This is a genomic window from Streptomyces sp. NPDC055025 (assembly GCF_053608565.1).
Window position 1 is genome coordinate 32,937 of sequence record NZ_JBSGVS010000022.1, and the last position, 13,273, is coordinate 46,209.

Here is a 13,273-nt window from a genome sequence, read left to right on the forward strand (position 1 = left end):
CAGGAGGTCAGGTAGCGGCGTCGGGCCAGGGGACGTCGGTCTCGACCGGCTTCGTGTAGTCGACGCCGGGCACGGCGAAGCCGTACAGGCGCAGGACTTCGGAGTGGAACCAGTCGAGGTCGGCGAGGCCGGCCACGGTGGCGGTGGTCGCCGCGTTCCACCGGTCGGTGACGGCGGCCTGGACGCCGGGGGCGAGTTCCCAGGTGTCCAGGCGTACGCGGCCCTTGTCGTCCAGGTCGAGCGGACGGACACCGGTGAGCTGGTCCCACAGCTCGGTGAGCTGGCCGATGGGCGGCACCATCGCGTCGCCGAGGACTCCGCGCAGCAGTCCGACGTACAGGGCGATACCGGGGATGGCGGTCGAGGACTGGGTGACGGCCGCTCCGTTGACGGAGGTCACCGCCCGGCCGCCGACGAGCTTGCCCAGCCGCTCGTCCAGCGTGCGCGCCGTCTCTTCGAGGTGGGCCTTGGCGGCGCCGATGGTGCCCTGCCGGTAGATCGCGCCGGTCAGCGAGGAGCCGATGTAGGAGAGGGCGGCCGTGGTGAACCCGTCCGCGAGCAGCCCGCGACCGGCGAGGTGGTCGATCCAGCGTTCCCAGTCCGCGCCGCCCATGACAGCGATCGTCCGGGCGATGTCGTCGCCCTCGGCCGCCGAGGACTCCACGTCGCGCACTTCGGGTGCGCCGTCGTCGAAGACGAGGGTCTTCGTGCGGTACGCCTGGCCTACGGGCTTGAGTACGGACGCGTAGGTGACACCTGTGTCGGGGTCGGTACGACGGGGCGCGGCGACCGAGTACACGAGGTGGTCCAGCCGTCCGCCGAACCTGCGCTCGATGAGGTCGGCGACCTGCTCCTTCATGGCGTCCGAGAAGGCGTCACCGTTGAGGAAGACCATGTCCCGGCCGTGGCGGCGCGCGAGATCGGCGGTGGCGGCCGTGCGGTACCAGCCGGCCGTCCCGGTGCGCCGCTCGGGTGCTTTCTCGAAGCAGACGCCGATGCCCCGGATCCCGGCGCGTGCCAGGCCCGCGATGGTCGCGGCCAGCCCGTATCCGGCGGACGATCCGATCACCAGTGCCACCGGAGCACGATCCGGCACGGCGGTGGGAGAGGGGACGGCCTGCCACATGTCGTCTACCAGCCGCGCGCAGCCCGCCGGATGGGAGTCGATGAACAGGAAGCCGCGGTTGCGGGGGACGATGACGCGTTCGCTCATGAGCCGGTGTCCTCGGAGGTCATAGACGGCGATGGCGCGGTGACCGGGTGGTCCGCCGCATCCCGCAAGTCTGCGACCGTACGGATACGGGCGGTCACCTCGTCCGGGACAGTAATACCCAGGCGTTCTTGGAGGGTTTCCACTCCCGTCGGCCTCCTGCTCGTGAGGCCCCGTCCGAGTGCCGGCTCGCCTCGGCCGCCCCGGGGTGCGGACATGTTCTGGTCGCGGCCGGCCGATGGCGAGTGAGCCGAAGGGGCGCGTCGGTGCCGAAAGGGAGAGCGCGCGCAGGTCCGTGAGGTACGAGCGGACCGAGCACGGTCGACCGTCGGCATCGACAAAAAGCGCCCCGGAGGCGAACCGAGCCTCAAAAAATTACGGCAGGAGCCAGTCCGCGCCCAGGGCTGCTATCAGGCCCGTGCCCAGCAGCCAGATGCCCAGGCGGGTGCGGCCGTGGCGGTTGAGTTCGATCACTATGCCGCACAGGATCATCGCCAGGCCGTAGACCCCGACCACCAGTACGGACGTCCGCTGGGCGAGTCGTACGAGCAGCAGCACCGCCAGTACCGCGAGCAGGAACGAGGCCAGGGCGATGCCGGTGCGCCTTGCCTGACGGGGTGTCAGGCCGTCGCGCTCGGGCTCCGGCGTCGGCGTGTACACGGCCTCGTCCTGGTCAGATGCGCTCATGGACGGCGAGCGTAACGGACATCCCAGGAGGTCCGCCCGTTAGGCTGTTCATATGACGACCGTAGCGCGTCGGAGGATGGGCGTCGAAGAGCGGAAGCAACAGCTCATCGGCGTGGCGCTGGAGCTGTTCAGCCGCCGCTCCCCCGACGACGTGTCGATCGACGAGATCGCGGCGGCCGCCGGTATCTCCCGGCCGCTCGTCTACCACTACTTCCCCGGCAAGCAGAGCCTGTACGAGGCCGCCCTGCGCCGTGCCGCCGACGATCTGGCGGACCTGTTCGCCGAGCCGCGCGAAGGGCCGCTCGGGGCGCGGCTGCTCCGGGTCATGGGGCGTTTCTTCGACTTCGTCGAGCAGCACGGCCCCGGCTTCTCCGCCCTGATGCGCGGCGGTCCCGCCGCGGGCTCGTCCACCGCGACCGCGATGGTCGGCGAGGTGCGGCAGGCCGCGTACGAGCAGATCGTGGCCCATCTCGGGGTCGGCCGCCCGCCCGCGCGGCTGGAGCTGGTCGTACGGTCCTGGGTGTCGCTGGCCGAGACGACCGCGCTGATCTGGCTGGACGGACGGCGTATCCCCCGCGACGAGCTGGAGTTGCAGCTCGTGCACGACTTCGCCGCGCTGGCCGCGGTCGGCGCGGCGTACGACGAGGAGATGGCCGCGATCCTGCTCCGTATCGTCGCGGACGAGCCGGCCGACGGCGCCTTCGGCGATCTCGTCGGCCGGCTCACCCGGCTGGGCGTCCAGCCGCAGTCCACCTTCAGGCGTACACCGCCGTCAGACGGACACCACCGTCAGGCGTTGCCGGCCGTCACCCGCAGACCGCCCTCACCCGCAGAACGCCGTCACGCGTAGACCACCGTCACCTTCGTGAAGCCGAGCGAGCGCAGCAGGCCCTGGAGCATGCTCGTGGTGTTCTTCTCGGCGCGCCCGGTCAGTTCGCTCTCCTTGGCCGCGTCCGCGATATGCCGGGCGGCCAGCTGGTTCACGGCCCGCTCGTCGGCCGGATTGTCGGAGAAGAGGTCCCCGAGCCGGTCGAGCAGTCCACGCTGTTTGGACACGGCGTACGAACGGTCCGGGTCCAGGGCCGGTTCGCCTAGGCGCGCGTGCGGCAGCCGGATCGTCGCGGAGGTGCGCGCCTCGTCGGTGGTGACGCTGCCCTCGCCGAGACCGCCGAAGTCGACATACGAACTGACGCTGCCCGCGCCCACATAGAGGGTCCGGGTGCCGCGGATCGCGTCCGGCAGATACTTGGCGTCCTTCTCCAGATCCACCACGACCTGGAAATTGCCGGAAGCGGCCTCGTAGCGGTCAAGGTCCTGAATGGATTCGAGCAGGGTCGGTCCCGTACGGTCGTGGGTCTCCTCGCCGAACAGATTGCCGAATCCAGGCAGCAGATCGAGCCGGCTGCCGAGGAAGAGCAGCGCGGCCACGACGACCAGGGCAAGGGGGATTTTGCTCCAGCGCGGCGGCCGGGGAGCGCGCGGCTTCGCGTCTTTCACGTCGGTGGACGTCATACGTAACGGATTTCCCGCACGGGCCGGTTCACACAACGTTCAGGCACCAGCTTCACCCGGCGCTCACGCCCCGGGTTCCCTCGGCGGACAGCTCCGGAGCGCGCGGGCGAGACCGCTCTCGCCGTCGGCCGCCAGACCGCGGTGGAAGGCCTCCTCGTACGCGAGGTTCCCGGCCGCCGCGCGCGCCAGCCGTTCGCACTCGGCGCGGACCGGTCCGAGTTCGGGGGTGCCGCGCTGCGGATGACCCACCGTGCGCCAGAAGGCCTGGCCCGTGCCGTAGGCGTACGCGGCCCGTTCGCCGTCGCCCTGCGCGGCGACGGCGGCGGCCAGCAGATCGAGGCCGACGGCGATCCCGAAGCCGTCGCCGAGCTGTTCCATGTCCTCGACCATCGCGCGGGCGTGGGCCTCCGCCTCGTCCGCGCGGCCCTGGAACAGATGCACCAGCGCGAGCTGGTAGTCCGCGTAGGCACGGGTCCAGCGTTCGCCGTGCTCCAGACAGAGCCGCCGCAGCCCGGTCGCCTCCTCACGCGCCTCGTCGAGCCGGCCGAGCGCGGTGAGCGAGAAGACCAGGACCAGTCGGCACAGCAGCCGCGGGAGCGAGTCGAAGGGGTCTCCGGGGTGGGCGCGCAGGGCGCGGTCGGCGACCGTGTGGGCGGCCTGCGCGCGGCCCGTCATCAGACAGCTCAGACCGAGGAGATAGGCGGCGAAGAGCGCGGACTCGGGGTCCTTGTCGTGCCAGGCCGCCAGCGTGGAGCGTTCACCGAGGCGGTAGGCGCCCTCGTGGTCGCCCTGGAACACGATCGCGATCCCGAGGGCCGTGAGCGCGCGGGTGCGGTGCGGACCGGGGACGGGATACGCGTCGAGCGCGCGCTCCAGATAGCTCCGGGCCTCGTGGAGATGCCGGCAGCGGCTCCAGAAGAAACCGACGCGGCCCGCCGTCTCGACGGCCGCCGCCGGGTCGTGGACGAGCAGATGGTCGAGCGCGGCGCACAGATCGGCGTGGGCGTCGGAGATCCGCCGGTACCAGCCGGTCTGGCCGGGGCCGGCCCATCCCGCGTGGGCCCGCCGTACGAGACCGGCGAAGTGGGCGGCGTGCCGGTCGGCGAGCCGCCGCTCCTCGCCGAGTTCGGCCAGCCACATCGCGCCGTACTCCCGCAGGGTGCCGAGCATCCGGTAGCGGGTGCCGTCCCGCCGCAGGACGGACTGGGCGACCAGACCGTCCAGGGCCCGGCCGACACCGACGGGGGTGAGCGGGCCGCCCGCGCAGATCTCCCGTACGTCGGACTCCTCCATGTCCCCGCGGAAGACGGAGAGCCGCGCCCAGAGGAGGCGTTCGAGGGGCGCGCACAGCTCATGGCTCCAGCCGATGGCGGTGCGCAGGGCACGATGGCGCTGGGGCCAGACACGCTGGTCGGTGAGTGTGTCGAGCCGGGCGCCGAGCCGGGCGTCCAGCAGTTCGGCGAGCCGCTCGACGGAGTGGTCGGCGAGCCGGGCACAGGCGAGTTCGACGGCGAGCGGGACGCCTTCGAGTCCGCGGCAGATCCGGACGGCGGCCGCGACGGCACCCGGGGTGTCCAGCCGCACCCGGGGCGCGGCGACGGCGGCGCGGTCCCGGAAGAGCTGGAGGGCCTCCGCGTCCCCGTCGTCCGTGGCATCGTCCACGGAGTCCGCGGTGTTGCCCACAGCGTTGCCCACAGCCAGGGGCGGCACCTCGATGAGATGTTCGCCCTTGGCGCCGAGGGGCTGTCTGCTGGTGGTGAGGACGGTGAGCCCGGGGGCGGCCGTGAGCAGTTCGCCGACGAGATGGCCGCAGGCGGACGCCATCCGCTCGCAGGAGTCGAGGACGAGCAGCAGCCGGCGGTCCGCGAGCCATTCGCAGAGCGCCTCGACGGGCATCCGCGGGGAGTGGTCGGCGAGCCCGACGGCGTCGGAGACGGTGGTGAGCAGCAGCCGGCCGTCGGGGAGTGGCGAGAGATCGGCCCACCACACCCCGTCCGGGAAGGGGTCCTGATCGTCCGGGAAGGGGCTCTGCTCGTCCCGGAAGCGGTCCCGATCGTCCGGAAAGCGGCCCGGACCGTCCCGGAAGCGGTCCCGGCCGTCAAAGAAGCGACCGGGTTCGTCCGGAAAGCGACCCTCACCGCTCGGGAAACGCCCTCCTCCGGCCGCCGGTCCCCCGCCGTGCCCGTCGCGTCCACCGCGCCCGCCCGCCCGTTCGGCGGCCCGCAGCGCCAGCCGGCTCTTGCCCACACCGCCCGTACCGGTCAGTGTGATCAGCCGGTCTTCTTCGAGTGCCCGTTCCAGCAGGACCAGTTCGGCCCGACGGCCCACGAAGCTGGTCTTCTCCTCGGGAATGTTCCCCACCACGGGGGACAGTCTGGCCCAGTTGGACAGCGGGGCAGACACCCATGGTGGGAAACAGTCAGAAACGACCGAGAGTGAGTCTTGTTCGGTCGATTCAGCGCACCAACCCGTTCACCGGCGTCCGCCCCGGCTACCCCGGCCGCCCCGCCGCCGTGAACACCGCGACCGTCCGCGCGGGCACGGTGAAGGTGCCCGAGCCCGCCTCGTAGGCGGCTTCCCTGACCGTACGGTCCGCTCCCGCGGCCTGCACCGGGTGCAGGGTGTACGGCCGTCCGGCGAGGGCCGCCACCCGCTGGACGCCGGTCCCCGGTGTGGCGTTGAAGACCACCACGAGATCACCGAGACGCATGGTGATGACGCCCGGTGTCTCGTCGGGCCCGGAGAGCGGGAAGGACAGCGCGGACCGGACCGCGTCCGTGGAGGTGAGGCTGAAGACCGGCTCCGTGGTGCGGACACGCAGCAGATCCCGGTAGGCGGCGGAGGCGCCGTCGATCTCCGGACAGCCCGGTGTGAGCGCCGGATTCACCAGCAGGGGCCTGGCGTAGGGCCACTTGCTCTCGTTGTCGGCCGCCGGCGGCAGCCCGCGCCCGAAGCCGTTGCCGTCCCGGCAGTTCCAGTGGATCGCGTTGAACCAGTCCCCGCTGTCGTAGGAGTTGCGGTCGAGGGACTTGGAACGCAGCAGATCCGTACCCGCCTGGGAGAGGGCCGGGCCCTGCGAGAGCGCGGCGGTGGCCAGGGCCAGTACCTGCATACGGGCGCGGTCCGCCGCCGAGGTCGCCGGGGGCAGCTTGAAGGCCAGGGCGTCGTGGAGCGACTCGTTGTCGTGCGCGTCCACATAGGCGAGCGCGTCGCCGGGGGCCTCCGCGTAACCGGCGGGCGCGCCGTTGTAGTCGACCTGCGCGCCCGTGACCGTACGTCCCGAGGTGTCGGTGAAGGAGTATCCGGCGAGATTGCCGGTCAGCCCCACCTTGATCAGGTCCTGGTAGTGCAGCAGCCGGGCCTTCTGCTCGGCCGGAGTGCCGTTGGCCGCCGAGGAGTTGGGGTCGGTGTAGAGACCGGAGGCGAAGCCCTGGACCCCCGGGTCCTCGTCGAAGGGGCCGCCGCCGCGCACCGCGTCCCGCGCCCGGTCGGAGAAGGTCGCGACACCGGTCCCCGCCATGTGCTTCTGGGTGGCCTGGACGAAGCGCGCGTCGTCGGCGATCTCACCGAAGTTCCAGCCCTCGCCGTAGAGGACGATCCTCCTGCCGTCGACACCGTCCTTGGCCACGGTCAGCGCGTCCAGCGCCTCGCGTACGGCGACGATATTGGCCTTCGGGTGATGGCCCATCAGATCGAAGCGGAAGCCGTCGACCTTGTACTCCTTCGCCCAGGTGACGACCGAGTCGACCACGAGCTTGCCCATCATGGCGTTCTCCGGCGCCGTGTTGGCACAGCAGGTGGAGGTGGCGACGGTGCCGTCGTCCAGCAGCCGCTGGTAGTAGCCGGGCACGATCCTGTCGAGGACGGACTTGTCGGACTGGCCGCTCGCCACGGTGTGGTTGTAGACGACGTCCATGACCGTGCGCAGTCCGGCGCCGTTCAGCGACTGGACCATCCGCCGGAACTCGACCGTACGGCGCGTCCCCTCCGGGTCGGAGGCGTACGAGCCCTCGGGCACGGTGTAGTGCAGCGGGTCGTACCCCCAGTTGTACGCGTCCTTCGCGGCGCTCGCCGTGACACAGGCCTGCTGCTCGGCCGAGTCGGGGGCGTACACCTTCAGGTCGCAGGCGGGCGTGGTCTGTCCGGAGGCGCGCTCCGGGATGGTGCCGATGTCGAAGGCCGGCAGGAGATGGACGTACGACGTGCCGGACGCGGCCAGCGCGCGCAGATGTCTCATCCCGTCGGAGCCGCTGTCCGTGAAGGCCAGATAGCGGCCCGGGTGCTTCGAGGTACGGTCCGCGACCGAGAAGTCACGGATGTGCAGCTCCTGGATCCGCGCGTCGCGCGGCGGAACGGCGGCGGGCTTGCGGAGTGTGGACCATCCCGGGGGCGCGAGCTCCGGATCGGCCAGGTCCACGACCAAACTGCGGGCCGAGTCGGTGGTGAGCGCGGTGGAGTAGGGGTCGGTGACCCTGTTGGTGACGACCTTCTGGACGCTCGGCGCCCAGACCCGTACGGCATAGCGGTACGGCTTGCCCGCCCAGCTCTTGCCGCCGGTGGCCGACCAGACCCCGGAGGCGGGGTCGCGCCTCATGGGGACGGTACGGCCGTCGAGTTCGAGATCGACCCGCTGGGCGGTCGGGGCCCAGACGGAGAGGGTGGGCCGCCCGTCCGTGAACACCGGACCGAGGGCGGCCCCGGCCGCGCGGGCACTGTACAGATCGTCGAGGACGCCCTGGATCTGTACGCCCGTCGCCGCGAGCAGCGCGCCGTTCGCGGCCCGCTGGGTGGCGATGAGCTGCCCGGACAGCGACTCACGGACCCTGTCCCGGTCGCGGCGGTCCACCGTGAAGGCCGGCAGGTCCTTGAGATGCGGGAAGGCGGCCTTCTGCGCGTCGGTCAGGGCGGACGGGGTCAGCCGGAGCCACTGTCCCTCGTCGGAGAGCGCGCTGTCCTCGACCGTGATCCCGCCGTCACGCGCGTACACGAGCTGCCGGCTGCTGGCGGCGGTCGCCTTCACGTTCCAGACGACGGTGTCGGCGTCGATCCACCGCGCCTCGGCCCTGGTGAGGTCCAGGCTCGGACCGGAGCCGGTCTGCGGCAGGAGATACGCGGGCTGCCCGGCCAGCAGCCACACCTCGTTGCCGTAGGTCGCGAGATCGAGCGACTGGTCGGACGGGAGGTCCTTCTCGTCGCCCTTGTGGAGGATGTAGCTGAGCGAGGTGGCTCCCTCGGCGAGCGGGACCTCGAAGGTCACGCCGTACGTGTCGCTCCGCACCGGCTGGAGCGGCTTCGACCAGTCGGTGGGCGCCGCGGCGCCGGTCCAGGTGTGCAGCCCCCAGCCGTCGTAGGCGCCGTCCGCGCGCCGGTAGTGCAGGATCGCCTTGGTCCTGTCCTGCGGTGGACGGGCGCCGTCGGGCGGTGTGTCGGCCTGGCCGTCCTCACCCTGGGCGATCCACACCTCACCGGTGCGGGCCAGTTCGACGGTGCGCGGCGGGCCTTCGGCCGGGACGCCCGGCTTCTCCACGGTGTACGGGACGCTCGACGCGCCCTCGGGGACCTTGACCCAGGCGAAGGCGCCGTACGCGTCCCGGCCGGTGAACGCGGCCGATGTGTCCCCGGAGACGAGCCGCCAGCCGTCGTAGTCGCCGGCGGGGCGCTTGTAGTGGACGACCGCGTAGTCGCGGTCGACGGCCGACGGTCCGGCGGGCGGGGGCGTGTGCCCCGCGGTCGACGCGGCGGTCGCGCTCGCGGTACGGCCCGCGCCGTCGACGGCGACGGCCTTGTAGCGCAGGGGTGTTCCGGCCTCGGTGTCCGCGCCGATGTACTGGGTGACCCGGTACGGGGCGTGGTCGGCGGTGCCGAGCGTCCGCCACTCGCCGTCGCCGCTCCGGGCGGCGAAGACCACGCGGTCGGGTCGGCCGCCGGTGACCCGCGCGGACAGTTCGACGGTGCCGGTGGCGCCGGGCGCCGGGGCCTCCAGGGTGATCGCGGGCCCCTCGGCGGGCGCGGCCGGGGGCTCGGCCGCCCTCAGCACCAGGGAGGACAGCGCGGGCACGGTCACGGTGAGGGTGCCGCCGGATCCGGCGCGTACCGTACCCGAACCGCCGTACAGCGTACGGAAGTCGGTGCCCGCCGCCGAGCCGGTGGGGATCTCGACGGTCCGGTCGGCGGTGGCGTTGTTCACGGCGACGAGATACTCGGTCCGGGCCCCGGCGTCCGCGCGGGAGCCGGGGCGGGTGCCGGTGCCGGAGTCGGGGCCGGTACGGGAGAAGGCGTACACGGAGTCGCGCGCGTACCGCTCCGTCTGCGCGCCGTCCCGCAGCGCCGGATGCTCCTTGGTGAGCTTCGAGAGGGCCGCGATCGAGCGGTAGAGCGGATGCGCGGGGTCGTACGCGTCGGAGGCGTGCGTACGGTCCGTGCCCAGCTGGTCGTCGTCCAGATAGGCGGCGGTCCTGGAGGCGAAGAGCGTCTGACGTGCGTCCTTGTCGCCGCCCGCGCCGGTGAAGCCCTGCTCGTCGCCGTAGTAGATCACCGGATTGCCCCGGGACAGGAACATCAGCTCGTTGGCGAGCCGGGCCCGTCCCAGCAGCTCGCTCTCGTCCGCCCCGGGGTTGTCCTGCCGCAGGAAGGTGCCGATCCGGCCCATGTCGTGGTTGCCGAGGAAGGTCACCTGCTCATAGGCGTTGGCCTTGTCGGTGGTGTACCGGTAGTCGTCGGCGAAGACCCGGGCGAGCCGGCCGGCGGACGCGCCCTGCGAGGCGAAGGCGCGCGCCGCGTCCTGGAACGGGAAGTCGAGTGTCGCGTCGAGCCGCCCCCGGGTCACATAGGGCGAGGTGATCGCCGTGTCCGCCGAGTAGACCTCGCCGAACATGAAGAAGTCGTCCCGGCCGCGCTTCGCCGCGTACGCGTCGAGCGCCGTCGCCCACTGGGTCCAGAAGTCCAGGTCGACATGTTTGACGGTGTCGACGCGGAAGCCGTCGATGCCGAAGTCGCGGACCCACTTCTCGTAGATCCTCTCCATCCCGTCGACGACCTCGGGCCGCTCGGTCCACAGATCGTCCAGGCCGGAGAAGTCGCCGTACTCGCCGCTCTCGCCCGCGAAGGTGGAGTCACCGCGGTTGTGGTACATGGCGGGGTCGTTGAGCCAGCCGGGGACCTTCTTCTCCCCCGGGCGTACGACGGGGGTGTACGGGAAGGAGTCGGCGTCGGTCCTCACCGTCCTCCCGTCGGCGGCCCGGTCGTCGAAGGGGCGGCCGTCCTTGTCGAGATACGGATAGGCGCCCTTGGGCCGGTAGCCGTAGGCCTTCTCCGCGTAGTCGACGGTGTCGGCGGTGTGATTGGTGATGACGTCGAAGAAGACCTTCATGCTCTTGTCATGGGCCTTGTCGATCAGCTTCGCCAGCTCGGCGTTGGTGCCGAAGTGCGGGTCGACCTGGGTGAAGTCGGTGATCCAGTAGCCGTGGTAGCCGGCCGAGGCGTCCTCGCCCTCGCCCTGCACCGGCTTGTTCCTGAAGACCGGCGCGAGCCAGATCGCGGTGGTGCCGAGCCCCTTGATGTAGTCGAGCTTCCCGGTCAGGCCCTTGAGATCACCGCCCTGGTAGAAGCCCTTGTCGGTGGGGTCGTAACCGGTCTCCAGCCGTGAACCGGTCAGCCCGCCGCGGTCGTTGGCCGGGTCGCCGTTGGCGAAGCGGTCGGGCAGGACGAAGTAGAACTGCTCACGGGTCAGATCGTGGCGCGCGGGTTCGGCGGCGAGCTTGGCGTCCGACGGCGGGGCGGGCGGTCTGGCACGCGCGGCGGTGGCGTTGGCGGTGGCGGTGTTGGCGGCGGCGGTGGCGGTGTTGGCGGCGGCGGTGGCTGGCAGCGTGGGCACCAGCGCCGCGCAGAGGGCGGCGGCGAGAACGGCGGGGACCGTTCTTCGCAGGGGCGGGCGTGTCACTCGGGATCTCCTCGGATGCACGGGTACGGGGGGACGCGGGCGCGGTGGACACGGGCGCCGGGACGGCCGGACGGGCCGGAATCCGGCCCGTCCGGCGATCGAGGACGGCGCGGCGGCCGGGCCAGCAGGCGGACAGGCCGGGCCGGCAGGGCTGGCAGGGCCTAGTTGCGCCAGGTGTCGTTCAGCGTGACCTTGCCGGACGCGGGCACCGTCGCCGTGCGATTGGCGCCGCTCTCCCAGGTGACCGCGCCTGCCGCGTCCTTGCGGATGTACTTGTACTCGAAGGACGTACCGGCCGGCAGCGCCACATCGAGCTTCCACACCGGATAGGCCGCCGGGTCGAGCTTCAGCGCGCTGCCGGTGTTCCAGTTGCCCAGCGCCGTCTGGTTGCCGGTGACATAGATGTTCTGGCCGGGCTGGGTCGTCGCGCTGACACCGAAGGACGCGCCCGAGGTGCCGGGCCCCGGGTCCGTGCCCCCGCCGGAGCAGGTACGGGCGCCGCTGTGCAGGGCGAGCGCCGTGTTCGGGCCGAGCGTCGCCGTGAACTGCCCCGAGCCGCCGACCGTGACCGCCCGGCCGCTCTGCACATCGCAGTAGGTACCGCCCGGCAGCGAGGTCTGGAACGTCCGGGTCAGCGAAAAGCCCTCGTGGTTGATGGCGACATAGCCCGAGGAGCCCCGGCCGAAGGCGATCTGGTCGCCCCCGTTGTCCCACCAGCCGGTGACGGCCTGGCCGCGCGTGGCGTTGCGGAAGCCGACCATGGACGAGATCTCGCGCCAGGCGTGCTGGCACTTCCATCCGTCGCTGTAACAGGCGTTGACCGTACCGCCGTTGGGCGGCCCCGCGTCATTGCCGCCGAACTCGTACCCGGAGTGCACATCGGGCGAGCCGTACGGCCAGGCCAGCATGAACACATTGGCCAGGGTGTAGTTCGCGCCGTCCTTGTAGCTGAGGGTGTCGCCGCCGCGCTCGGTGTCGTGGTTGTCCACGAAGACCGCCGCCCTGCCGGACTCCAGATATCCCCAGCCCTCGCCGTAGTTCCTCAGATAGGCGAGGTTCTCGTTGTTGAAGACCTGCTTGAGACCGCGCGCGTACCGGAACTCCTGGACGTCGCCGTTGCCGAGGTACTCGCCCGGCGAGACGGCCTCGCCCGCGCCGTAGATGACCTCCTGCTTCCAGTACACGCCCGGATTGCTCAGCCTGCTCCTGATGTTGGCGAGATCGGCGGCGGGCATGTGCTTGGCCGCGTCGATCCGGAAGCCGTCGACGCCGAGCGAGAGCAGATCGTTCATGTACGCCGCGATCCGGCCGCGCACATACTCCTCGCCGGTGTCCAGATCGGCCAGGCCGACGAGTTCGCAGTTCTGTACGTTGCCCCGGTCGCCGTAGTTGTTGATCTGCGACCGGCAGTCGTCCATGTCGGCGCCCGAGTAGATGCCCGGGTAGGTGTACTTGGTGTACGGGGAGCCGCCGGTGCCGGTGCCGTCGCCGGCCGCCATGTGGTTGATGACGGTGTCGGCGACGACCTTGACGCCCGCCGTGTGACAGGTGTTCACCATGTTCGAGAAGGCGGCGCGGTCACCGAGACGACCGGCGATCTTGTAACTGACGGGCTGGTACGAGGTCCACCACTGGCCGCCCTGGATGTGCTCCTGGGGCGGTGAGACCTGCACATATCCGTAGCCGGCCGGACCGAGGGTGTCCGTGCACGCCCTGGCTATGGAGTCGAATTTCCACTCGAACAGGACGGCGGTGACGTCCTTGGTGCCCGGCGGTGCCGCCTGGGCGGTCCCGGCCGGGACCGCGAGAGCGGCTGCGGCGCCGGCCACGAGGGCGAGCGCGGCGGCCAGGGATCTGCGAGCCATGGTTCCTCCTGCACTGGTGGGGGGGGAGGTGCGGGTGGCGGTGACGGTGGTGCGTACGGC

The 13,273-nt window shown here is 71.5% G+C and carries 7 protein-coding genes; 1 reads left to right on the forward strand and 6 read right to left on the reverse strand.

Annotated features, from left to right (window positions below):
• Positions 1–7: 7 nt before the first annotated feature.
• Both fabV and ACWGDX_RS15810 read right to left on the reverse strand, forming a co-directional pair.
• Positions 8–1,213, reverse strand: coding sequence for an enoyl-[acyl-carrier-protein] reductase FabV (gene fabV, locus ACWGDX_RS15805; protein ID WP_453625928.1), 1,206 nt, complete (start codon positions 1,211–1,213; stop codon positions 8–10).
• A 372-nt stretch (positions 1,214–1,585) separates the two neighbouring features.
• Positions 1,586–1,897, reverse strand: a complete 312-nt coding sequence (locus ACWGDX_RS15810) for a hypothetical protein (protein WP_453625930.1) — start codon at positions 1,895–1,897, stop codon at positions 1,586–1,588.
• Between the two features lie 52 nt (positions 1,898–1,949).
• Here ACWGDX_RS15810 and ACWGDX_RS15815 point away from each other — a divergent pair, with 52 nt between their 5' ends.
• Entirely contained in the window at positions 1,950–2,747 is a 798-nt protein-coding gene (locus ACWGDX_RS15815; protein WP_453625932.1) for a TetR/AcrR family transcriptional regulator, read from the forward strand.
• Here ACWGDX_RS15815 and ACWGDX_RS15820 read toward each other — a convergent pair.
• The 4 genes from ACWGDX_RS15820 to ACWGDX_RS15835 all read right to left on the reverse strand — a co-directional run bounded on the left by ACWGDX_RS15820 (position 2,738) and on the right by ACWGDX_RS15835 (position 13,213).
• The gene (locus ACWGDX_RS15820) at positions 2,738–3,409 is read right to left on the reverse strand and encodes a DUF4230 domain-containing protein (protein ID WP_405986304.1); all 672 of its coding nucleotides are present in this window, start codon (positions 3,407–3,409) and stop codon (positions 2,738–2,740) included. The genes ACWGDX_RS15815 and ACWGDX_RS15820 overlap by 10 nt on opposite strands.
• Before the next feature lie 63 nt (positions 3,410–3,472).
• A complete protein-coding gene (locus ACWGDX_RS15825) occupies positions 3,473–5,770 on the reverse strand; it encodes an ATP-binding protein (protein WP_453626044.1) in 2,298 nt (765 codons plus the stop codon).
• Between the two features lie 130 nt (positions 5,771–5,900).
• On the reverse strand, positions 5,901–11,348 hold the full coding sequence (pulA, locus tag ACWGDX_RS15830; protein ID WP_453625934.1) for a pullulanase-type alpha-1,6-glucosidase: 5,448 nt from the start codon (positions 11,346–11,348) through the stop codon (positions 5,901–5,903).
• Between the two features lie 161 nt (positions 11,349–11,509).
• Positions 11,510–13,213 carry a carbohydrate-binding module family 20 domain-containing protein gene (locus ACWGDX_RS15835; protein ID WP_453625936.1) on the reverse strand — a complete coding sequence of 568 codons (1,704 nt, stop codon included), beginning with the start codon at positions 13,211–13,213 and terminating at the stop codon, positions 11,510–11,512.
• Between the last annotated feature and the right edge of the window lie 60 nt (positions 13,214–13,273).

What these genes read in the sequence shown, in the direction of transcription:
- fabV (WP_453625928.1), bottom strand. Translation starts at nt 1,213, where the DNA reads ATGAGCGAACGCGTCATCGTCCCCCGCAACCGCGGCTTCCTGTTCATC.
- ACWGDX_RS15810 (WP_453625930.1), bottom strand. Translation starts at nt 1,897, where the DNA reads ATGAGCGCATCTGACCAGGACGAGGCCGTGTACACGCCGACGCCGGAG.
- ACWGDX_RS15815 (WP_453625932.1), top strand. Translation starts at nt 1,950, where the DNA reads ATGACGACCGTAGCGCGTCGGAGGATGGGCGTCGAAGAGCGGAAGCAA.
- ACWGDX_RS15820 (WP_405986304.1), bottom strand. Translation starts at nt 3,409, where the DNA reads ATGACGTCCACCGACGTGAAAGACGCGAAGCCGCGCGCTCCCCGGCCG.
- ACWGDX_RS15835 (WP_453625936.1), bottom strand. Translation starts at nt 13,213, where the DNA reads ATGGCTCGCAGATCCCTGGCCGCCGCGCTCGCCCTCGTGGCCGGCGCC.